Source organism: Alcaligenes ammonioxydans (genome assembly GCF_019343455.1).
GTDB classification, from domain to species: Bacteria; Pseudomonadota; Gammaproteobacteria; order Burkholderiales; family Burkholderiaceae_B; genus Alcaligenes; species Alcaligenes ammonioxydans.
This window is the reverse complement of record NZ_CP049362.1, coordinates 395,930-416,657: the sequence shown is the minus strand read 5'-3', so window position 1 is coordinate 416,657 and position 20,728 is coordinate 395,930. Positions and strand designations below refer to the sequence as shown.

Annotated in this window: 23 protein-coding genes; 12 read left to right on the top strand and 11 right to left on the bottom strand. The window is 57.0% G+C overall.

Annotated elements, in window-relative coordinates:
• Window positions 1-44 precede the first annotated feature (44 nt).
• The 3 genes from dksA (at window position 45) to hslU (ending at window position 2,728) form a co-directional block, all read left to right on the top strand.
• Entirely contained in the window at window positions 45-482 is a 438-nt protein-coding gene (gene dksA / locus FE795_RS01880; RefSeq protein ID WP_039943815.1) for an RNA polymerase-binding protein DksA, read from the top strand.
• A 357-nt stretch (window positions 483-839) separates the two neighbouring features.
• The gene (gene hslV, locus FE795_RS01875) at window positions 840-1,373 is read left to right on the top strand and encodes an ATP-dependent protease subunit HslV (RefSeq protein WP_003804273.1); all 534 of its coding nucleotides are present in this window, start codon (window positions 840-842) and stop codon (window positions 1,371-1,373) included.
• 17 nt (window positions 1,374-1,390) lie between these two features.
• Window positions 1,391-2,728 carry an ATP-dependent protease ATPase subunit HslU gene (gene hslU / locus FE795_RS01870; protein ID WP_059318504.1) on the top strand — a complete coding sequence of 446 codons (1,338 nt, stop codon included), beginning with the start codon at window positions 1,391-1,393 and terminating at the stop codon, window positions 2,726-2,728.
• Window positions 2,729-2,973: 245 nt separating this feature from the next.
• On the opposite strand, the gene FE795_RS01865 is transcribed toward hslU, so the two are convergent.
• A complete protein-coding gene (locus FE795_RS01865) occupies window positions 2,974-3,228 on the bottom strand; it encodes a copper-binding protein (RefSeq protein ID WP_230406306.1) in 255 nt (84 codons plus the stop codon).
• 162 nt (window positions 3,229-3,390) lie between these two features.
• Between FE795_RS01865 and FE795_RS01860 the strand changes: the two genes are divergently transcribed.
• Together FE795_RS01860 and FE795_RS01855 are read left to right on the top strand one after the other, a co-directional pair.
• The gene (locus FE795_RS01860; protein WP_003804278.1) at window positions 3,391-3,921 is read left to right on the top strand and encodes a GNAT family N-acetyltransferase; all 531 of its coding nucleotides are present in this window, start codon (window positions 3,391-3,393) and stop codon (window positions 3,919-3,921) included.
• Window positions 3,922-3,924: 3 nt separating this feature from the next.
• Window positions 3,925-4,488, top strand: coding sequence for a cob(I)yrinic acid a,c-diamide adenosyltransferase (locus tag FE795_RS01855; RefSeq protein ID WP_003804279.1), 564 nt, complete (start codon window positions 3,925-3,927; stop codon window positions 4,486-4,488).
• Window positions 4,489-4,557: 69 nt separating this feature from the next.
• On the opposite strand, the gene FE795_RS01850 is transcribed toward FE795_RS01855, so the two are convergent.
• Both FE795_RS01850 and FE795_RS01845 read right to left on the bottom strand, forming a co-directional pair.
• Window positions 4,558-5,595 (bottom strand): C45 family autoproteolytic acyltransferase/hydolase, encoded by a 1,038-nt coding sequence (locus FE795_RS01850; RefSeq protein WP_059318503.1) that lies wholly within the window; start codon window positions 5,593-5,595, stop codon window positions 4,558-4,560.
• Between the two features lie 5 nt (window positions 5,596-5,600).
• A complete protein-coding gene (locus FE795_RS01845) occupies window positions 5,601-6,461 on the bottom strand; it encodes a MurR/RpiR family transcriptional regulator (protein ID WP_003804283.1) in 861 nt (286 codons plus the stop codon).
• Between the two features lie 180 nt (window positions 6,462-6,641).
• On the opposite strand from FE795_RS01845, the gene FE795_RS01840 reads away from it, so the two are divergent.
• Together FE795_RS01840 and FE795_RS01835 are read left to right on the top strand one after the other, a co-directional pair.
• Window positions 6,642-7,973 carry an aspartate aminotransferase family protein gene (locus FE795_RS01840; protein WP_059318548.1) on the top strand — a complete coding sequence of 444 codons (1,332 nt, stop codon included), beginning with the start codon at window positions 6,642-6,644 and terminating at the stop codon, window positions 7,971-7,973.
• Between the two features lie 110 nt (window positions 7,974-8,083).
• On the top strand, window positions 8,084-8,608 hold the full coding sequence (locus tag FE795_RS01835) for a carboxymuconolactone decarboxylase family protein (RefSeq protein WP_059318502.1): 525 nt from the start codon (window positions 8,084-8,086) through the stop codon (window positions 8,606-8,608).
• On the opposite strand, the gene FE795_RS01830 is transcribed toward FE795_RS01835, so the two are convergent.
• The gene (locus FE795_RS01830; protein ID WP_219235530.1) at window positions 8,605-9,546 is read right to left on the bottom strand and encodes a LysR family transcriptional regulator; all 942 of its coding nucleotides are present in this window, start codon (window positions 9,544-9,546) and stop codon (window positions 8,605-8,607) included. The two genes, FE795_RS01835 and FE795_RS01830, sit on opposite strands and share 4 nt — an antisense overlap.
• 86 nt (window positions 9,547-9,632) lie before the next feature.
• Here FE795_RS01830 and FE795_RS01825 point away from each other — a divergent pair, with 86 nt between their 5' ends.
• A complete protein-coding gene (locus FE795_RS01825; RefSeq protein ID WP_230406238.1) occupies window positions 9,633-10,268 on the top strand; it encodes an alanyl-tRNA editing protein in 636 nt (211 codons plus the stop codon).
• A 521-nt stretch (window positions 10,269-10,789) separates the two neighbouring features.
• On the opposite strand, the gene FE795_RS01820 is transcribed toward FE795_RS01825, so the two are convergent.
• From FE795_RS01820 to FE795_RS01800, 5 genes are all read right to left on the bottom strand, one after another.
• Window positions 10,790-10,912 (bottom strand): putative transporter small subunit, encoded by a 123-nt coding sequence (locus tag FE795_RS01820; RefSeq protein WP_003804292.1) that lies wholly within the window; start codon window positions 10,910-10,912, stop codon window positions 10,790-10,792.
• A gap of 34 nt (window positions 10,913-10,946) precedes the next feature.
• Window positions 10,947-12,650, bottom strand: coding sequence for a sodium:solute symporter family protein (locus FE795_RS01815; RefSeq protein ID WP_219235527.1), 1,704 nt, complete (start codon window positions 12,648-12,650; stop codon window positions 10,947-10,949).
• A 526-nt stretch (window positions 12,651-13,176) separates the two neighbouring features.
• Window positions 13,177-13,983, bottom strand: a complete 807-nt coding sequence (locus tag FE795_RS01810) for a winged helix-turn-helix domain-containing protein (protein ID WP_230406237.1) — start codon at window positions 13,981-13,983, stop codon at window positions 13,177-13,179.
• A 566-nt stretch (window positions 13,984-14,549) separates the two neighbouring features.
• Window positions 14,550-15,329, bottom strand: coding sequence for a response regulator transcription factor (locus FE795_RS01805; protein WP_219235525.1), 780 nt, complete (start codon window positions 15,327-15,329; stop codon window positions 14,550-14,552).
• A 325-nt stretch (window positions 15,330-15,654) separates the two neighbouring features.
• The gene (locus FE795_RS01800; protein ID WP_219235524.1) at window positions 15,655-16,536 is read right to left on the bottom strand and encodes an ATP adenylyltransferase family protein; all 882 of its coding nucleotides are present in this window, start codon (window positions 16,534-16,536) and stop codon (window positions 15,655-15,657) included.
• A 117-nt stretch (window positions 16,537-16,653) separates the two neighbouring features.
• Between FE795_RS01800 and FE795_RS01795 the strand changes: the two genes are divergently transcribed.
• The 4 genes from FE795_RS01795 (at window position 16,654) to FE795_RS01780 (ending at window position 18,849) form a co-directional block, all read left to right on the top strand.
• Window positions 16,654-17,031, top strand: a complete 378-nt coding sequence (locus tag FE795_RS01795; protein WP_059318498.1) for a RidA family protein — start codon at window positions 16,654-16,656, stop codon at window positions 17,029-17,031.
• A gap of 93 nt (window positions 17,032-17,124) precedes the next feature.
• A complete protein-coding gene (locus FE795_RS01790; protein ID WP_329956480.1) occupies window positions 17,125-17,619 on the top strand; it encodes a RidA family protein in 495 nt (164 codons plus the stop codon).
• 145 nt (window positions 17,620-17,764) lie between these two features.
• Complete coding sequence (locus FE795_RS01785; RefSeq protein WP_219235522.1) at window positions 17,765-18,118, top strand: CidA/LrgA family protein; 354 nt, start codon at window positions 17,765-17,767, stop codon at window positions 18,116-18,118.
• Window positions 18,115-18,849 carry an LrgB family protein gene (locus tag FE795_RS01780; RefSeq protein WP_059318497.1) on the top strand — a complete coding sequence of 245 codons (735 nt, stop codon included), beginning with the start codon at window positions 18,115-18,117 and terminating at the stop codon, window positions 18,847-18,849. Before FE795_RS01785 ends, FE795_RS01780 begins: the two co-directional genes overlap by 4 nt.
• Before the next feature lie 21 nt (window positions 18,850-18,870).
• Here the strand turns inward: FE795_RS01780 and FE795_RS01775 are convergent, their stop codons facing one another.
• Window positions 18,871-19,488 carry a trimeric intracellular cation channel family protein gene (locus FE795_RS01775; protein WP_039943818.1) on the bottom strand — a complete coding sequence of 206 codons (618 nt, stop codon included), beginning with the start codon at window positions 19,486-19,488 and terminating at the stop codon, window positions 18,871-18,873.
• Between the two features lie 8 nt (window positions 19,489-19,496).
• Entirely contained in the window at window positions 19,497-20,726 is a 1,230-nt protein-coding gene (locus FE795_RS01770; protein WP_059318496.1) for a muropeptide transporter, read from the bottom strand.
• Between the last annotated feature and the right edge of the window lie 2 nt (window positions 20,727-20,728).

The window sequence follows — 20,728 nt, the reverse complement described above, 5'->3', positions numbered from 1 at the left end:
GACGACAGTTACAGGCTCCCAGACGTCAACAAGAGGTAAGCATCATGGCAACTAAGTCACATGACAGTACTACAACCCTGCTGACCGAGCAGGAGCTTTTGGCGATGCCTGAGTCAGACTACATGAACGCCGCCCAGCTGGAGTTTTTCAAGCATCGTTTGCGCCAGCTTGAGCAGGAAATTCTGGCCAATGCGGGTGCCACCACGGAAAACCTGCGTGAGACCCAGTTCGTTCCTGACCCAGCTGACCGTGCCACGATCGAGGAAGAACACGCTCTGGAACTGCGAACCCGCGATCGCGAGCGCAAGCTGCTCAAGAAAGTGCAACAGTCCATCGCCCTGATCGAATCGGGCGAATACGGCTGGTGTGAGGAAACCGGCGAGCCGATCGGCCTGCCCCGTTTGCTGGCCCGCCCGACCGCCAACCTGTCGCTGGAAGCCCAGGAGCGTCGCGAGAAGCGTCAAAAGATGTTTGGGGACTGATGGGCTGATTCGCTCATGCCCCGACAAAAAGCCCGCCTGATCATTCTGGCGGGCTTTTTTTTGCCCCTGCGTTTCACGCGCCCCGCCAGGCGAATCAGCCAGGAAACACGTAGGCCCAGGCGAACCCGCAGCAGCTAAAGCGGATTGACACGCAGAACTGGCGGCGGGCGGGCAGCCTGACAAGCGGCACAGCCCGAACCGTGCTGAGTGCGCCATGCACGGCCTGGCCCTCCGTCCCGCTTATCCTCTGTCTTGCCCAAAGACAAACTCCCGCCAGGCCCTGAAAAAACTTCCTGCTGTCACGCGCTTGAAATTTTTTACCCGGCCCCCAGATGGAGAACTTAAAGGAAGGAAATCATGGAACAATTTCACGCCACTACCATTGTCTGTGTACGCCGCGGAGATCAAGTCGCCATCGGTGGCGACGGTCAGGTCACCCTGGGGAATGTTGTCATCAAGGGCACGGCCCGCAAGATCCGCCGTTTGTACAACGACAGCATCCTGGCCGGTTTTGCCGGCGCGACCGCCGACGCATTCACCCTACAGGAACGCTTTGAAGCCAAGCTGGAAAAGCATCAGGGCAACCTGTTGCGCGCTGCCGTCGAACTGACGCGCGACTGGCGTACCGATCGCGTCCTGCGCCGTCTGGAAGCCATGCTGCTGGTGGCGGACAAAGAGCACACGCTGGTGCTGACCGGCAATGGCGACGTGCTGGAACCCGAGCATGGCCTGGCTGCCATTGGTTCGGGGGGCTCCTATGCGCAATCCGCAGCCCTGGCTTTGCTGCAAAACACCGATATGGCACCTGCCGACATCGTCAAGAAATCGTTGGAGATCGCAGGTGATCTGTGCATCTACACCAACCAGAACCATATCGTCGAAACACTCTGACAGCCGGATACACCACCATGTCTACACCTAATATGACTCCCGGAGAAATCGTCTCCGAACTGGACAAGCATATCGTTGGCCAGGGCAAGGCCAAACGCTCTGTGGCCGTGGCCCTGCGCAACCGCTGGCGCCGCCAGCAGGTTGCCGAGCCCCTGCGCAGCGAGATCGTGCCCAAGAACATTCTGATGATCGGACCCACCGGCGTGGGTAAAACCGAAATCGCCCGTCGTCTGGCCAAGCTGGCCAACGCCCCTTTCATCAAGGTTGAGGCCACCAAATTCACGGAAGTGGGTTATGTGGGCCGTGACGTCGAAACCATCATCCGCGATCTGGTGGATATTTCGGTCAAACAAACCCGCGAGATCGAGATGCGCCGTGTCCGCACTCAGGCGGAGGAAGCCGCTGAAGACCGCATTCTGGACGTGCTGGTGCCGCCTTCACGTGATGCCCACGGCCAACCGCAGCGTGAAGATAACTCGGCACGCCAAGTGTTTCGCAAGCGCCTGCGTGAAGGCAAGCTGGACGATACCGAGATTGAAATCGAGATGGCCCAGGCCATGCCTCGCATGGAAATCATGGCCCCTCCCGGCATGGAAGAAATGACCGAGCAATTACGCGGCATGTTCTCCGGTCTAGGCCAGGAAAAGACCAAAGCCCGCAAGCTGACGGTCAAGGAAGCCTTCAAGCAACTGACCGAAGAAGAGGCCGCCCGTCGTGTGAACGAGGACGATTTGCGCACGGCCGCGGTAGCCAATGCCGAACAGAACGGGATTGTATTCCTGGATGAGATCGACAAGATCACCGCGCGCGGCGAAAGCCAAGGCAGTGGCGGCGACGTCTCCCGCCAGGGCGTGCAACGGGACCTGCTGCCGCTGGTAGAAGGCACCACCGTCACCACCAAATACGGTGTGGTGCGGACCGATCACATCCTGTTCATTGCCTCGGGCGCCTTTCATTTGTCCCGCCCCTCGGATCTGATTCCCGAACTGCAAGGCCGCTTCCCTATTCGTGTGGAACTGGAATCGCTCAGCGCTCAGGATTTTGTGCAGATTCTGTCGGCCACCGATTCGTCCCTGACCAAGCAATACACCGCCTTGCTGGGCACCGAAGACGTAAAACTGGACTTCCGTCCGGACGGCATCCAGCGTCTGGCCGAACTGGCTTTCGATGTGAACGAACGCACCGAAAACATCGGCGCCCGTCGTTTGTACACCGTCATGGAAAAACTGTTGGAAGAACTGTCCTACAGCGCTGGCAGCCACGGTGAGCAAAGTGTGGTCATCGACGCCGATTATGTGAACAAGCAGTTGCAGGAAACCGCAGCTAGCCAGGATCTGGCACGCTACGTGCTGTAAGCGGCGGACAGTCGTAGTAGCACAAACGGGGGCAGATTCTTCTGTCCCCGTTTTTTATCCCGTCCCATTTCCCTGCAAGCCCAGAGCACCAAGCGTCGCTGCCCATCCCGCCCCACGCGTCGGCCCTCTATGTCGACCGCCTCTACACTTATCACGCGACTTTACATGCCGTGACCGACCGCCTGATTGCCTGGGGCAGAAAAAAGCCGGGCGAACCCGGCTTTTCATATGGTTTTCGACACGGCTTATTTACTGATCTTGATGACCACGTAATCCCCGCCGTCACGCTTAGCCGTGAATTTCACCTTGTCGCCCGGTTTGATGTCGGCCAGCAAGGCAGGATCAATTTTGTACACCAATGTCATGGCGGGCAGTTCCAGTTCGCTGATCTCACCATGCTTGATGGTGATTTTGCCTGCTGCCGTGTCCAGTCGACGAACTTCGCCCGATGCACTGGCTTCCTGGGCCTGGGCCACCACGACATAAGCCGATCCAGCCATGACTCCCAAGGCTCCCAGCGCCAGAGCCGCGCCCCGTTTTGTCCACGTCATTTTTCACTCCTGCAAATTGGGCAGAGCTGAACAATTAGCTCATAATGCCTACTTTCGGACGCCTGCTGCGTCTGTTTCCGATCAAGCATAACGCTAAACCTTTGCAAAAGCATGAGCGAATTTATTAAAGGGTATGTGCTGCGTCCAGCCACTCCCGCCGACATTCCCGCCATTTTGGGCCTGATGCGCGATATGGCCTCCTTTGAGAAACTGGAGCATATTTTCAAGGCCAGCGCCGAGTCGCTGCGCAACAGTTTCTTCTCGGATGAGCCTAGCGCCTACTGTCTGGTCATCACCCCTGAGGGCCAGCCCGACACCATAATTTCTTACATTATGTGGTTTTACAACTACTCCAGCTTTCTGGATCGCCGCGGCATCTATCTGGAGGATTTGTACATCGATCCTGCCCACCGTAAAAAGGGTCTGGGTGCCGCAGCACTGCGCCATCTAGCGCAGATGGCGGTGACTCAGGGATGCGGCCGCCTGGAATGGGTGGTGTTGGACTGGAACCAGAACGCCATTGATTTTTATCAGCATCAAGGCGCCCAGGTGCTGCAAGACTGGCGCGTGGTTCGTGTCACCGGAGAGGCCCTGGTCAATATGGCCAATGGCACACCCGTGCCCGCAGAAGCACAAGGCTAAATTATGTCCACACGACTTTCCATTATCAGCACTCGCACGGGCGACGACGGGACGACCGGCCTGGGCGATGGCAGCCGCCTGCCCAAAACCGCAGCCCTGATTCACGCCCTGGGCGATGTGGATGAGCTGAACAGCCATATTGGTGTGCTGCGCAGCCTGGAGCTGCCCGAAGATGTCGACGCCCTGCTCTCCGATATCCAGCACGATCTGTTCGATATGGGAGCCGAGCTGTGCATTCCTGGCCATCAGGTCATCGGTTCAGTCCATGTGGAGCGCCTGGATGCGGCAATACGCCATTACAACGAACCCTTGGGCATACTGAAGGAATTTATTCTGCCCGGCGGCAGTCCGGCCGCGGCACAGGCGCATGTGCTGCGTTGCGTGGCACGACGTGCCGAGCGCAGTGTCGTGGCCGTCCCCTCCGAGGCCTTGCCACAGGATGGTCCACGCCTGTACCTGAACCGGCTGTCGGATTTGCTGTTTGTGCTGGCGCGTACCCTCAACCGCCATGCGGGCCGCCCCGATGTCCTCTGGGAACCCAAGCGCCACGAATCGTCCACAAGCTGATTGCGTCGTAGCGCGTTACCCCGTTACGCACAGGGCCCTGCATTGACAGGGCCCTGTTTATTTTCATCTTCAGACCTGATCGATGCGGGTGACATCCGCAAAGGTCAGCACGGGTTGATCGGTCGGATCTTCGTAGACCTGCCATTTCAGAGACTGGCTGCCCACCTGAATATCCACGGTTGCCAAGGTGTTCTCCCTGTCACTGTCATCAGGGTCACAACGCCAGATTGGGAACTGCACGTGGTGCTGGTCCGCTAGAACTTTCAAGGGGTCGACGGCTGAACCGGCTTGCAAGAGCAACTCGTCGCCGCGCTCCTGGCGCAATTCGGAGGATCGGGTAATACGCTGTTCAAACCCTTGCATGGACTCGTGCACAGCGTGGTTGGCATGCAACTGATTGCGTTCAATTGTCTGGACCGAAACGGCCTGCGCACTGAACTCCACGCTTAGCAGGCGCGTATCGCCCCGCTGGGCCAGGCTCAGGTGAAACGCTCCCGAGCGGGGATGGTCCTGCAAAAGGCTCACTGCCTGATCAAGGTCAGGCTGATCCAGCATGGCGCGGGTCAGAACCATACGCGGCACGCCAGGGGTGACATGGCGGGCGCGGACATTATTGACCGTCATGGCCAGCCCGGCCTGCGTCACGGCAAAACTGTGCCCGGGCAAGGAGGCCGGATACAGGAACGACACAAATGACATGCCACTGTCAGGAATGAATTTGCCCACCCCGCAATAACCGGCAAAACCCGGGTCACCGTCTTCGTTGTGCACCAGTCGAGGCTCACCCTGGGCTGGCAACTGCACGGTCGTGCAGCCGTCCGGGGCCATGGCCCACAAATCGCCACGGCAATTCCACAAAAACACGTCCTCAAAGGGGAGCTCCAGACCCAATGCCAGGCCCTGGAGCTCGGTCCATATTCGGGGAAAATAACGCTCGGTATACTGCGCCAGCTCAGCGGCAACAGCCGTCCCCTTAAATTGCATGATGCCTTGCCAAGCTGTTGAGCTGAGCAAATAGGCATGCACGGCGGGGGCTCCAAAACGTCCCAAAGAATGGCCAATTTCTTTGGGACCACCAGTTAACTCCAGATAGGACAACTTAGCCATCGCGTCTATTTCCAGTAGGCACCAGACTGGTGCAATTGATTTTCAACCAACTCAATACCGCTTACAGCACGACTGCCCGCCTTGGCCAGAACCTGTTCCAGCAAGACCTCGACCAGCGCCTGAGCGGCAACCAGAGAAGGAAAAAAAGACGGACTGTCGGTTCCAAACAATAATGTGGCATCTGCCTGCTGCGCAATAGGGGCAAGCAAGCTGTCGCAAATCGCCAGAATATGTGCCTGCGCCTGCCGGGCTGCCCCATGAGCCAACACCGCTTCCTGGGAATAGGGAGCAAAACCGAACAAGACCAGCACATCGCCCTTTTGCAGGGCCCGCAAATCCATATCCAGGGTGCCGGACTCGCCGCGCAACAAGGCAATCGAGGGGCGAAACAGGCGGTACTGGTAATGAAAAGAAAACGCGGGCGCGAAAGAGGCCCTGAACCCTGCCACAAACACCCGCTTGGCTTTGCTGAGCAGCGCCACGGCCTGAGGCAAGCGCGTTTCGTTGACCTCCCGCAATACGGCCAGATTATCCATTTGCACGGTCAGCACCTGCGCCAGGCGGTCTTCTTTGCGGCGGTTGCGCACCACGGCGCGGGCTTGCTCGGCATAGCGTCGCGCCCCCTGACCGTGCAGGGCCTGGGTGAATACGGCCTTGAACGGCGCCCAACCATCAAAGCCCAAAGACCGGGCAAAGCGCAGCAGCGTGGCCGGCTGCACCTGGGCCTGTACGGCCAACTGTCGCATGGACATCAAGGGCACCTGATCGGCGTGATCAAGCACATAGCGCGCGCTTTGCTGAAACTGGGGCGACATGCAGGCAAAAGCCGCCTGAATACGCTCGGTCAAAGTGCTCAAGGAGTTCATGGGCCAACACGCTTAAAAAGGATACCAAGTATATATCGGGTGCAAATGCAGTCTGAACGCAACAGTGAGGTCTTTATCCACCCCTGCCACCTCATCAAAGATGATTTATTTGTTGAAAGTATTATTATAGTTTCAACATACGTTGAAAACCCTTATGCGTTTACTTTCCGGATCTGCGCCATGACACACGTCTTTCATCGCAACCCAAAACAAACCTTGCCCTATGCAGTCAAAGGCGATGGCATCCATATCATTGACAGCACAGGCAAGTCCTATATCGACGCCAGTGGCGGGGCAGCCGTCTCCTGCCTGGGACACAGTCACCCTGTCGTGATTGACGCCATCAAGCATCAGCTCGATCAGATTGCTTACGCCCATACCTCGTTTTTCAGCAGCCAGGCCGCAGAGAGTCTGGCGGACTTTCTGAGCAGCCGTGCGCCCGGCGATCTGGACCATGTCTATTTTCTGTCCGGCGGCTCCGAGGCGGTGGAAGCCAGCCTGAAGCTGGCTCGACAATATTTCGTGGAAATAGGTCAAGCCGAACGCCATATCTTTATCGCACGTCGCCAAAGCTATCACGGCAATACGCTGGGCGCACTGGCGATCGGCGGCAACGAATGGCGTCGCAAGCCTTTCCTGCCCTTGCTCGCTCCTGCCCAGCATGTCTCCCCCTGTTACCCCTACCGCGATCAAGGCAGCCATGAAAGCGACGAGCAATACGCCGACCGGCTGGCCCAGGAACTGGACGACACCATTGAACGTCTCGGGCCCCAAAATGTGGCCGCCTTTGTAGGCGAAACCGTTGTTGGCGCAACCGCCGGTGCCCTGGCACCCGTGGGCGATTACTGGAAAAAAATCCGTCAGGTCTGCGACAAGCACGGCGTTTTGCTGATTCTGGACGAGGTCATGTCAGGCATGGGCCGCACCGGCTACCTGTACGCTTGTGAAGAGGATGGCGTTGTACCGGACATCATGGCCATTGCAAAGGGGCTGGGAGCCGGCTATCAACCGATCGGCGCCATGCTGGCCAGTGACCGGATCTATCAGGCCATCCTGAACGGCTCGGGCTTTTTCCAGCATGGTCATACCTATATGGGGCACGCGACGGCCTGCGCCGGCGCCCTGGCCGTGCAACAAGTGATTGAACACGAGCAGTTGCTGGAAAATGTACGCCAACGGGGCGAACAACTGCGTCGTGAGTTGCACCAGGCTCTGGACGAGCATCCCAATGTGGGCGATATCCGCGGTCGCGGCCTGTTCGTTGGTATTGAACTGGTACAGGACAAGGCCAGCAAACAGGCATTGGACCCCGGCCTGAAAACGCATGCGCGGATCAAGCAAGAGGCGTTTTCACAGGGGCTGATGCTCTATCCTATGGGCGGCACCATTGATGGGGTTCACGGCGATCATATCTTGCTGGCACCGCCCTTTATCTGCACGGAAGCGGATATTCACGAGATCGTGAAGCGGCTGACACACACCCTGGAACGCGTCCTGCCTCGTCAAGCCTGAACGTCCCGAGCGTCTGCCTGACCACCCGAGCAGGTGACAAGGAGCCAGCGCTCTGTCCTATAACTGGCGGCCTACATGCCGCCATTTCCCTCAACACAGAAAGGAGAATCATGGCCCGCCTACCTTATGCAGACCTGAGCGCCCCCGATGCGGCTCCCTTGGTCGAGCAAATTATTGCCGAACGCGGCAGCGTGCTGCACCTGTACCAGATGCTGCTGCACAGCCCGCCCATTGCCAAGGGCTGGCTCAATCACCTGACCGGCATACGCCACCACAGCAGTCTGCCGGGCGACTTGCGCGAACTGGTCATCATGCGCGTGGCCTTGCTGAACCGCGCTCCCTACGAAGCCGATCAGCACGCCCCGATCGCCCTTGCAGAGGGCCTGAGTCAGGCGCAGCTCGATGCTTTATCCAACTGGCAGGACTCTGATCAGTTCACACCCATTCAATGTGCCGTACTGGCCTATACCGATGCCATGACCCTGCAGGTACAAGTGGAGCCTGCCATCTTCCAGGCCATACGGCAGCATTTCAATGAACGCTTGACCGTTGAGCTGACGGCCACCATCGCCACCTACAATATGGTGTCGCGTTTTCTGGAAGCCCTGCACATCCATTCGGATGATGCCCGTTAAGGCGACGGCCCCCAGACCTCCCCTTTACCCCCTCCCAGCCGCCCCGCCAGAAACTCCACCATCGCCCGCAGTTTGGGGGGTAAATGGCGAGTGGGCGGATACAGCGCCCACAGGGCGCCACAGTATTGCGTCCGGAACTCCCAATCGGGCAGGACGCGTACGATACGCCCTTGCTGCTCCGCTCCCTTGGCGACAAAGCGCGGCAGGCTGCCGATTCCCAGCCCTCGCTCTACGGCGTCGAGCCGGACTCCGGTGTGGTTGGCCGCATAGCGGCCGCTAACCGTCACGTTCAGAACCTTACCGCCCTTGCTGAAACGCCAGCGAGAATCGCTCGGCGCTTCCCCTAAATAGATGCAACTGTGCTCGCGCAACTGCTGCGGATGCGTGGGCAACGGGTGTGCCGCCACGTAGTCCGGGCTGGCATACAGACCATGTCGAATATCGCTCAGATGCCGCCCCATCAAACCCGGCGGCGGCTGGTCGGTGATACGAATGGCCAGATCCAGTTGATCGTCGATCAGGTCCGTATAGCGGTCATCCAGACTCATCACCACGTTCACTTTGGGGTACGCGGTCAAGAAGTCAGGCATGTGCGGATGAATCAGAAAATGCCCCACCGCTTTAGGAACACTCAAGCGTATAAGACCCTCCGGCTCCGTCTGAAACTGCCCCGATATTTCCATCGCTGCCTGTGCGCAGACCAACATGTCACGCGCATGTTCATAAATTGCCTGACCGCTGTCACTCAAGCGCAGTTTACGCGTGGTGCGCTGCAGCACCCGGGTTCCCAGCCCTTTTTCCAAACGTGCAATGGAACGGCTGACTGCCGAGGGTGTATTGCCCAGCTGGCGAGCAGCTTCGGAAAAACTGCCCGTCTCCACGACTTTGACAAACACCACCATGTCGCTCATCAAGGAAGTGAGGTTACTTGTGCTCATAGGGAATAAATTATGTCGTTGAATTGCAATTATCAGGGGGGTCTACTACGCCTACAATGCATGAGCACCCACCCATTGATTATGAAATGCACGATAAATTATATTTGACCAGCCATAAACTTATTGGCAAAACAGAAATCCTCGAGTGTTATCACTCGGAAAATGAGCGCTATGTCGTTCGGCTGGATAAAACTTTATTCCATCCCCAAGGTGGTGGCCAGCCTTGCGACAAAGGCACATTAAACGGACACGAAGTTCTGCATGTGACCCAAAACCGCGACGGACAGGTTTTGCACTATCTACCGGTGAGCCTGCCCTTGGGGCCGGTAGAAATGAAAATCGATCAGATGCACAGGCTTGCGCATGCACGTTTGCATACTGCCGGCCACCTGATCGGCCATCTGCTTGAGCAGACTGGCTGGCAAGCGATCAAGGCGCATCACTGGCCGGGCGAGGCGCGGCTCGTGTTTCGTCAGTCCAACAATGCGCTGCCTCCTAGCCTGGAAGACTTATCGGCCCGCTGCAGGGAACAAATTCAGTTGGCCCACCCCATTTCCATCCACATTCATCAGGGGCACCGTCAGATTGCAATTGGCAAGCTGGGCCAGTATCCCTGCGGCGGAACGCATGTTGAAAATACGGCAGAATTAAATGGATTGACCATAACCCGTATCAAAAATAAAAAAGATGAATTGAGCATTCATTATGAAATACTCGATTAATGAATAATCAAAATTTAGTCTATTGATTATTTCCGACCATCAGCAGAAAGCATCAAAAAAAGTAAACATCTTTATTCTTTATCGGCACACGACAGCCAAACCCAGCCTATAGGGCCAGCGCCTTGGCACACTGTGCGCAGACGGATACCACTCGATGAGCAAGTCCGCATCTGAGACTGGCACCGCCTATTGATGCTTACGCTTCACAAAACCCAGATCCATGGCCTTATTCATCATCGACAGATGCCAAGTGACAGGAATATCGGCTTTAGCTTTTGCAGGCCCGGCGAGCAGCCCCTCTGCGTCAGACGGACAAAGCGGAGCAAGGTATCAGCCATCCGGGGATGCATTGCCAGAACCGGCCTACAACGCAGCGGCGGGCGGCGGGGCACGCCGGCAATCCGTCGTCGAGGGTGTACATGAACAGCGTCCGGAGTCTGCACTCTGGTCTGTCCTCCGGCCTTGCCCCGGCCCCCCTCAAAAAAAATCCCGTCCTGCAACTGAGGACGGGGTTGCTGCTTTTAGACCATGGACTGACCCGTCTTGCGGGCCATGCGCCAATCACGAATCAGATTACCCAACAGCAAGACCAGAATGATGGCCGACATCACAGGCCAGACCAAAAAGTAAATTGTCATCAGCATCGTGTTCTCCTTTCTACGTCGTTTAAACCTGCCCTCAGGCGCGGGCCGAGGCGGGTTCGCCTTGTTGTGACTGCCGCGTTTTCTGCTTTCCCGGCGCGGGAGTGTCGTCATAGTGAAACGACTGCACACGCTCGGCCAGCACGGAAAAATCAAAACGCTCCTGGCTGCGCAGACTCAATGCCACACACACCACCGCGCTGACTCCGTAAGCGGTCAAGGAACCCAGCAGCACGATGTACTCACGCAAGAAACCGATAAAGTTGGGCAAGAGAACCGCGGTCGCAATCACCCCCACCGCAATCGCAATACGGCTGTTGAAAAAAGCGAACGCCATCAGACCGGCCACCACGCCTCCCCCAATCGAAGCGCTTATTTCGTAGAACACGGCTACCACACCCTCAATGGGGATCAGCTCAAAGCGCACAATCGTAAACAGCACCACGGCACACAGGACCGACCAGCTAAACGCCTTGTTGGTGACTCGGTCCCAGTAGAAACTGACGATGACCGGAAAGACGATTGCCCCCCACAGTGCGCCCACAAACACCAGCATGACCAGAATATCCAGACGCAAGCTGGCAAAGATCACCCCCACCATCGTGGCGACCACCATGGTGATACGGCCCCACCACAACATGCGAGTGGGGTTGGGTCGACCGCGAGCAATGTTCTTGGCATAGATATCCGTCATCATGATGGCCGACAGGGCCGCCAGGTCCGAGTCCGCGGTGGAGGACAGGGAGCCGATAACCAGAATAAAAAACAGGGCAATGCCAAAGGGTGGCAAATACGTGGATGCCATCTGTGGAATGATGTTGTTCATATTGCCGTCTACAGGCTGTAGACCGGTGAACAGGGCCAGCAGTCCCAACATGCCCAGACCAATCACCACCGCGCCATAGCCAATGGTGGCGGTCAGAAAGGTAGGCTTGATCAGATCTTCACGCACGGCAAACAGGCGCTGCGCGATGGTCTGGTTGCCAATCGCATAGGCCAGTACCGCGACAAAGTAGGGAGCCCCTTGCTCCAAAATCGCTTTGGTCGAATAGAAATTCGCTTGTTCGGAGTCCAGGCGCCACCAGTTGGCCTGAACCATCTCTGGACCACCAGCATTGAAAAAAATCAGCGGAATAATAACGACAGCCGACAGGATCATGGCCACCAGTTGCGCAAAATCGGTCATGACCGAGGCGCGAAATCCCGACCACAAGGTGTAGGACAACACACCTAACCCGGCGATCAGCACACCTTGAATGAATGTCAGAGGGCTAAGGATCGAGACCAACGCACCAGCGGCCGTGAAGTTCACCATCAGGCTGATGCCACTTCCCACCACGTTGGAAATCGCCATAATCATCTGACTGGACGAGCCGTGCCGCGCGTGCAGCACCTCGGCCAAGGTATGCGCCTGCGGCGCCAACTGGCGAAACCGCCTCCCAAAGGGATAGATGAACAGAATCATCAAGGCGCCCCACAGCCCGTAATGCAAAGGCCCGGACAAGCCATACTTGTAGCCTGAGGTCGCACTGGCATAAAACGACGCGGCCCATACCCAGGTGGCAATCATGCTGGCCGCCGCTAGGCCAAAGCCCACTGCACTATTGGATACCATGTATCCGTCCACATTTTCTTTCTTCTGACCAATCATGAGCGACATCAAGAATGTCGCGCCATAAAAACCAAGCAGCAGCAAGATTGCCGTGGTGCTTGAAAGTGTAAAAAACTCCGCCTCTTGCATGTCTTTTCCCTTTCTCTTCTGCGGCGGGAAGTCTGGCCAAGCCTTCCCCGCTCGCATGCGTGCCGATTCCGCCATAACGCGCTGGGCGGCACAGATCCCAGGACCTGAACCGAAGCACCCAAACCGAACGCGCGCACACACGCTCCCGCCCTCGGCACAAGCCGAAGCGAGAAAAAGCAAGACACAACGCAAAGTGCCTCACATTACGGCAAGTCTGCGGGCCGGACAAAAAACAATATGGCCAGAGACAAGCCGCTCTGTTGCAGGCCGATGTCCGCCAGGACAGTCGGCTGGTTGTTCCGCGACCAGAAGGTCGGGCAAGGTGTTTCGGACTAAAAAGCCGGGTTGTTGTGCAACAACCTGTTGAAGAACAGACCGCTATTTTTATGCGATTTTGTCGCACCTGAGCGGTCAGTTCGAGAAGCTGGTTCCATGAACCAGAGCGACTAATTATACATATTTAAAATTTTAGGGTCTATATCATGCCGTTTCAGCATCGAAAAAGCCCCTCTCCGTCCTGTCCCCGTCAGTCGTAAACCCCGTCTTTACGGAGGCTTTCACGCGCCAGCTCCTGACAGACTGCCGGGACGCTGCCCACAAACGCGTAGCCTTGACCACGCACGGAGCGAATCGGCAGCTCCTCGCCGAGAGCCCACAATTTGCGTTTCAAACGGCTGATGACAACATCCACAGAACGCACCTGTGCCCCACCCTTTTCCTCCATCGGAAACAGGCGATCACGTGCTACGGTTTGCGGACTGAGGGCGAACAAAACCAGGACAATACGGCGCTCACCTCGCGTTAACAATACGGCCTGTCCGCGCGGGGTAAGCATGGTCCACCCGTCTTCCATCAACTCCCATAAAGAGGCGTCGGCTTCGGGCTCCGTTTGTGGGATGGTCGGCACCTGCTTGGAGCAATTGGGTTCAGCCAGTGCCACGCTTTGCCGCAAGGCATAGCCGCGTCGACGCAAGGCTTGAACGCAGGCCACCACCTCGACCGGCAGGGCCTCACGATCAAAGCAGGCATCGGCCCCTGCCAGCATCAGATGCCCCCGCTCCATACCGGCCATCTTGTCTCTTCGCACGACAATAATGCCCGCTGCAGGAAAGACCACGCGCAGACGATTGATATGCAGAAAAACCTTGTCTGCCTGACACGACAAGGCAAAGGCCGCCTGCACACCTGCTGCCGATGCCAATGACAAGCACTGCCCTATCGTTCCAACTATCTGAACCCGTACGCCCCACTGCTCCGCCTCCCGTGCGATATGCTGCAGGCCCGTCAGCTCGTCATACAACAGAAATATCTGCTCCACCGTCACCGTCCCCATCCTTGCTGGCCTCTTCAGGCTCTTTATGTTTTTTTTACCCTTGAACCTGGCTTAGAAAGCGCTGTGCCGCAGCCGCGTCAGGGACCGCAAGATCAAGTATTCCCGGCACTAACACAGCCAGCCGCCACGGCATTCGTGATAGTGGCAGAATTTGCCTGCAAACAGCCCTGGATAAGTTCAGAGCCGCCGTTTAACTGAGCAGAGAACTTTCTCGACGTCCCCTTGATCGCGCCACTTGCTGTGACAGGCTCCACATTAAGTTCGGTACTCATCGCCACCGCAACACGCTGACCAATGTGTGTCAGCACCATATTGCTGCCAAAGTTCAAGAAGCAGCCCCCGTACGCGCTGATGCATGCCGGTTTCACGGCGCAAAACCGCCCCTCACACCGTTATGGCGATTGATTGAATCTGGATACTCAGAAAAATCTTACCGAACCCCTAACCCAACCGGCTGTGTTTATTCTCTTACTGCTTTTTAATAATTACTTTTGAATTTCCACTAAACCCATTTGAATCATTGCACAACATAGAAATTTATTAATTTTGTCTATTTCAAAGTCGATTTAAATATTAGATCTATTGCACTGTCTATAAACCGAAGGAGACAGGCCGCTATATTGTCTGAACGCAGTGGCAAAATTGGCCGGATTCACATAGCCAGACTCCACAGCCACATTGATGATGGCCATGTCGGTATGCGTTAACAGGTGCATGGCATAGCCCATCCGGGTGGAGCGCACGTAATCGTGCACCGTCACGCCACAGGCTGTTTTGAAAAGTGCATTCAGACGCCGGGCACTTGTGCCAAACAAGGCCGCCAGATTCTCGGCACTGAGCGGCTCCGATAGATTGTCGCGTACATGCTGCTGCACTGCCTCTACCAAGGGAGTGCGTGGGGACGACTCCTTGCCACGTTCCAACAAGCGCCAATATTCCCTGCTCGCCTTCTCTTGTTGTACTTCTCTCAGACTCAGATGCAGACGAATACGTTCCAGCACCAGTTGCACGTTCGTTCGGTAATCGATGAAATCGCGCGCCCCGCTACGCAAGGCCATTAACTGACTGTCGGCACAGGAACGGGCCGACAAGAACACAACCGGTATGGCGGCTGTTTGCGGGTTGGCGCGCAGCAATCGCATAAAGACATCCCCTCTCAAACGAGGCAGATGGTAATCACTCAGCACAAAGTCGGGCCGCAATGACAGACAGCGCGCCAAGCCTTGCTGCGCATCAAGCGCAAAGCTGACGCGGCCAAAACTGGTGCGCAATAACACCAACAGATCTGTTGCACCGAAAGGTTCGGGAGCAATGAAAAGAATATGAGCATCCGACGAAACATGCATAAGCCATTCACCTTTGGTCAATCAAGCCTGCATTGTTCAAACCAGTGACGGTTTTAATAGTTATTAGGCTTATACATGAATGCTTCATTTTTTCGAAACGTCTTATTCCCCTTATTTTTTACAAACAAAGTTACATTATTTCAATAATTATCTATTTACATTACTTAATTGCTCACCAGAATGAAATAAAGCGAAATTCAATTTGTATTAACTCCCCCGAATTTGCCTTATGTTTCTTAACAATAAATAGAGATTCAAAATGTGACAACAGAGCAGAAAAAAACCCCGCCGCAGCGGGGCTCATCCTGCTCAGCGACCAGGGAACTCAAGCCTGACGCGTGCTGGTGTAGGCAGCCTGAGCCAGAACAGCTAAAGGGCCTATCTGCCGCACTCGCTCGATTTGCTCGGGAGTGCGGACATAAATGCAGCCTGCATACGACAGGGCATTGACCGAGATGCCATCCACCAGCTCCACGCTACGCGGCACCACCAGCAGCCAGCCCTGACCGGCCAGCATATTATGGGGCGGCAACAAACCCTGTTCGTCCATGACCAGACCCAATTCCTTGCACGCAAGCTGGTAAGCGCTCAACAAGCTGCTGCTCAAAGTGGTCGGGTCCTGCGTCTCCAGCAGGCGCACAAAGCGGTGTTCAAAGGCCAATGCCGGGTGCCGATGCACGCTGCCAACCGGGGCCTGAGCAGGAAGCTCATCCAGATACAAAGCCAAAGAGCCGTTGCTCTCTGCCGGGGGGACCCATTGTGTATGTTTATGCCGCTGACTGGCTCCGGCCGGTCCGCCGCCGTTGTAAAACCCCAGCCCGCCCTGCAGGGCCAAAAAATTCGCCAGAACCTGAAAATCAATGTCGCGCAAAGGACTCAGCTGCTCGCTAAACACCTTGTCAGCCAGCACCAGATGCAAATCACAGACCGCGAACTTGTTCAGCACTATATTGTGGGTGGGGCTGGCATCGGCTACGGTCAATGCCGGTGCTGGGGGCAGGAAAGGATTGAAATTGGGGTCGCGCGGCCCGCCCGGGATCGAGACGCTGGCTGCATCCTTGGCCGCCAGAGTGGACACCCAACGCACAAAAAACGTCAGCCCCTGATCGTGCATCAGCTCTTCTTGAGCTTGCACAGGCAACAAATCCCCGCTGGCCAGCGCAGCCTGGCTGAGTTGGTCCAGGCGTTGCAAAATTTCCTTGCTCACGTCGTCTCGCTCCTCATTTGAAGTTGTATAGTGACGCCTTATTGTAGGCAAGAGACGTGAACAAACACGCATTGCTGCCTTGACCGACTTTTCCACCATCCCTATCAGGAGTACTCCATGTCCGGTATCCGCCGTATTGCCAGCCCACTGCCACTGCCTTTTTCGCGTGCGACCATCGCTGGCGGTTTTCTGTTCCTGTCCGGTCAGATCCCTTACGACGCCCAGGGCGAAGTGGTACGTGGCTCCATCCAGGACCAGACCCACGCCGTCTTTGATCGCCTGATCGAAGGCCTGGCACTGGCCAACGCCACCTTAGCCGACGTGGTCAAAGCCACAGTCTGGCTGTCCGATATGGCCCTGTTTGCTGACTTCAACAAGGTCTATGCCGAACGTTTTGGCGACACCTTGCCCACCCGCTCGCTGGTTGAAGCCAAGCTGGCCAAGAATGTGGACGTGGAAATCGAAGTCCAGGCCTGGTTGGGCGATCGCGCTTAAGCAACCTTGAGGCCGACGGGCCGTCACATTAATTAACGCTGCCCGGCCTCGACTGTGGCACACTGGATTCCCCCTTGTCCAAGGAGAATTCTGATGCGTTTATTTGCTTTGGCCCGTCACACTTTGCTGGTTTGCTCGGTCGCAGGACTGGGCATCAGCACCGCTTATGCCGCAAGCACAGGCAAGAGCACAGAACCGACGGCAATCAAACGCTTTCTGGCGGATGCGGACATGCCCTTTTCCCGCGCCGTGCAGGCCGGTGATTTTCTGTTTCTGTCCGGGCAAATTCCGCTGAACGAGAAAGGCGAGATCGTGCGGGGCAGCATTGAGGATCAAACCAATGCCACCTTGGACCGGATTGAGGAGGCCTTGGCCCTGGCCGGCGCCGACCTGAACCAGCTGGTCAAAGCCACCGTCTATCTGTCCGATATTGCCTTGTACGACCAGTTCAACAAAGTCTATAAGGAACGCCTGGGCAGCAACTTCCCGGCCCGTTCTCTGGTACAAGCCAAACTGGCAGGCGGGGTGGATGTTGAAATCGAAGTCCAGGCCTGGACAGGCGCCAAACCCCCTGCCGCCAAGCATTGATACGACGAACTTGCCATAGCCAATTCCATATAAGCAGCACGTCTACTGCCTGACTGGCTTGTATGGCACACTAGCACCCTCAGCCAGACCTTGTTACCTGCGCCAGGCTTGCCGCCTGGCGTTTTCGTGCTTTACGGATATTGTCATGATCTACGCGATTACTGCCCTGTTCGCCTTTCAGTTACTCGGCGAAGTCCTGGTGCAGACTCTGTCTTTACCGCTGCCCGGCCCCTTGGCGGGCATGCTTTTGCTGGCGGCCGCCTTGCTGATCCGTGGCGGGGTTCCGGCCGCCCTCGAGAGCACGGCCAGTGTCATGCTGCAGAACCTGATGCTGCTATTCATTCCCGCCGTCACCGGCGTGATGCTGTATTTTGATCGGGTGGCCGATGAATGGCAGCCCTTTCTGATTGCCACCCTGGGTGGCACCGTCATCACGATGGTGGTGACGGCTCTGGTGCTTAACCGCTTGCTCAAAAACCGTCGGGAAGAAGAAAAATGACCGACGGACTGTTTCAAATCTGGGTCTTTTTGTCCAGCTCCCCCTTGCTGTGGCTCACCCTGACCTGCTCGGTCTACGCGGGCTCGGTCTGGATGTATCGTCAATCGGGGAGCAGCCCCTTTTTGCTGCCGATTCTGGTCTCCGTACTGGTCATCGTCGCTCTGCTTATGCTGACCCGCACGCCCTACCCAGTCTATTTCGAGGGCGCCAAATTCATTCACTTTCTGATTGGCCCGGCGACCGTCGCCCTGGCCGTGCCACTCTACAGCCAGTTGCGTCAGCTGCGCAAAATCTGGAAACCCTTGACGATTGCGCTGCTGATCGGTTCAGTCACCGCTATTTTCAGTACGGTTCTGATTGCCTGGGCCTTGGGTGGATCGATGGAAACCATCATGTCGGTCGCCCCTCGGTCGGCCACCATGCCCATTGCCATGGCATTGGCAGAGCAGTTTGATGGCCAGCCTTCCTTGGCAGCCGTGGCTGTCGCGATTACCGGCATCGCCGGCACCATCATGGCACGCCCCCTGCTGAACCTGCTGCGCATTGACCGCCCCGAAGCCCGCGGCTTTGCCGTGGGCGTGACGGCACACGCGATTGGCACCGCTCGCGCCTTGCAGGTCCATGAAACAATCGGGGCCTTCTCCGCCATTGGCCTGAGCCTCAATGGAATCATGACTGCCATACTGGTGCCCTTCGTGCCCCTGATCTTGCGCTGGCTGGGCATGGTCTGAGCCCACTCAGGCAGGCTGAGCTTAACGCCACTCGTCTCGATAGACGAAGCGGGGCATCTGCCAATTACGATGCAGGGCCAGCATGCGGAAACTCAAGCCGATAATCATGGGCCCCAGCAAGGTTACGTAGGGGTCCCAGTCCAGGTGCTGAGCACCCAGATATAAAGCACCGGTCAGCATGGATACGCTGGCATACATCTCCTTGCGCAACAGCAAGGGGATGTCATTACAGAGAATGTCGCGTAAAACACCTCCGGCACAGCCGGTAATCATGCCGCTGAGCAGCACCACCGTAATGGGTAACTGCATCTCCAGCGCGATCTGACAGCCGATCACGGTAAAGACCACCAGCCCCATGGCATCAAGCAGCAGGAACAGACTGTGCAAACGCCGCATGATCGGAGCGATCAAGGCCGTCAAGATGGCCGCGCCTGCCGTAATCCACAAATACTCGGGATGCTGCACCCAGGTCAGCGGATAATGCCCCAGAAGCACGTCCCGCACGGAACCGCCCCCCAAGGCCGTGACGCAGGCGATGGTACACACGCCAACCCAGTCCATGTCACGACGGCCTGCCGCCAGGGCGGCGGTCATCGCCTCTGCAGTAATGGCAATAATGTAGAGAACAAGTAAGAGCATGATATTTTTTACGCATCAAGCTGTTGAATAAGGCCGCGATAACACCGCAGCATCAGTAAACCGGGCACGGCAATAAACACCGTACAGATAAAAAAGCCTGGCCATCCCAGGGTCTGAACCAGCAGCGGTGTCAACGGGCCGGCCAGATAGGTGCGGCCCACTGCCGACAAGGCCGACAGCAAGGCAAATTGAGTCGCTGAATAGGTTCGGTTGCACAAGGCCATCAGCAAGGCGACAAAGGCCGCTGTCCCCAGGCCACCACACAGATTTTCCAGACCCACCACCATGCCCATCAGCCACATGGACGGCGCGGTTTCAATCGCGATCAGCCAATAACCCAGGTTGGAGACGGCCTGCAGCAGCCCGAAAATCATCAAGGCCCGGTAAAGCCCGAGGCGGGCCATGATCGCTCCCCCCATCAAGGCCCCGACCACTGTGGCCGCCAGACCAAACACCTTGTTGATCGTGCCGACTTCCGACAAGGTAAAGCCGGCCGCACGAATCAGAAACGTAGTGGACAAGGCGCCGGCAAAGGCGTCCCCCAATTTGTAGAGCACAATCAGGGCCAGCACGCTCCAGGCGCCTGGACGAGAGAAAAAATCCGCCAAAGGCGCGACCACCGCCTCGGACAGGCTGCGCGGCGGGCGGCTTTGTTCCTGAGGGTCGGGGGACACCAAGGTCACCAGCGCGCACAGTGCCATGAAGGCACCCATCAGAAAATAGGTATTGGCCCAGCCCAACCAGCGATCGGCCAGGATCAGCGCCAGGCCACCGGAAACAATCATGGCGATGCGGTACCCCATGACTTTGACGGCCGCTCCCGCCGCACGCTCGTGGGCCTGCAGCACGTCCGTGCAATAGGCATCAAAAGCAATGTCCTGTGTGGCGGACAAAAAAGCCACCCACACGGCCAGCAAAGCCAGTGCGGTCAGATTCACGGAAGGGGAAAACAGGCCCATCGCGGCAATCGAGCCCGCCAGCAATAATTGGGTCAGCAGTATCCAGCCACGTCGACGCCCCATGAAGGGGGGAGCATAACGGTCAATCAGGGGAGCCCAGAGAAACTTCAGCGTGTACGCCGAGCCCACCAGGGTCAAGAAGCCGATTTCGGTCAGCGAGACCTGTTCCACGGTGGCCCAGGCCTGCAAAGTGCCTGACACCAGGGCCAGGGGCAGGCCACTGGCGAACCCCAGAATCAGCAAAGGCAAGACTCGGGGACTGGTATAGACACGTGACACGT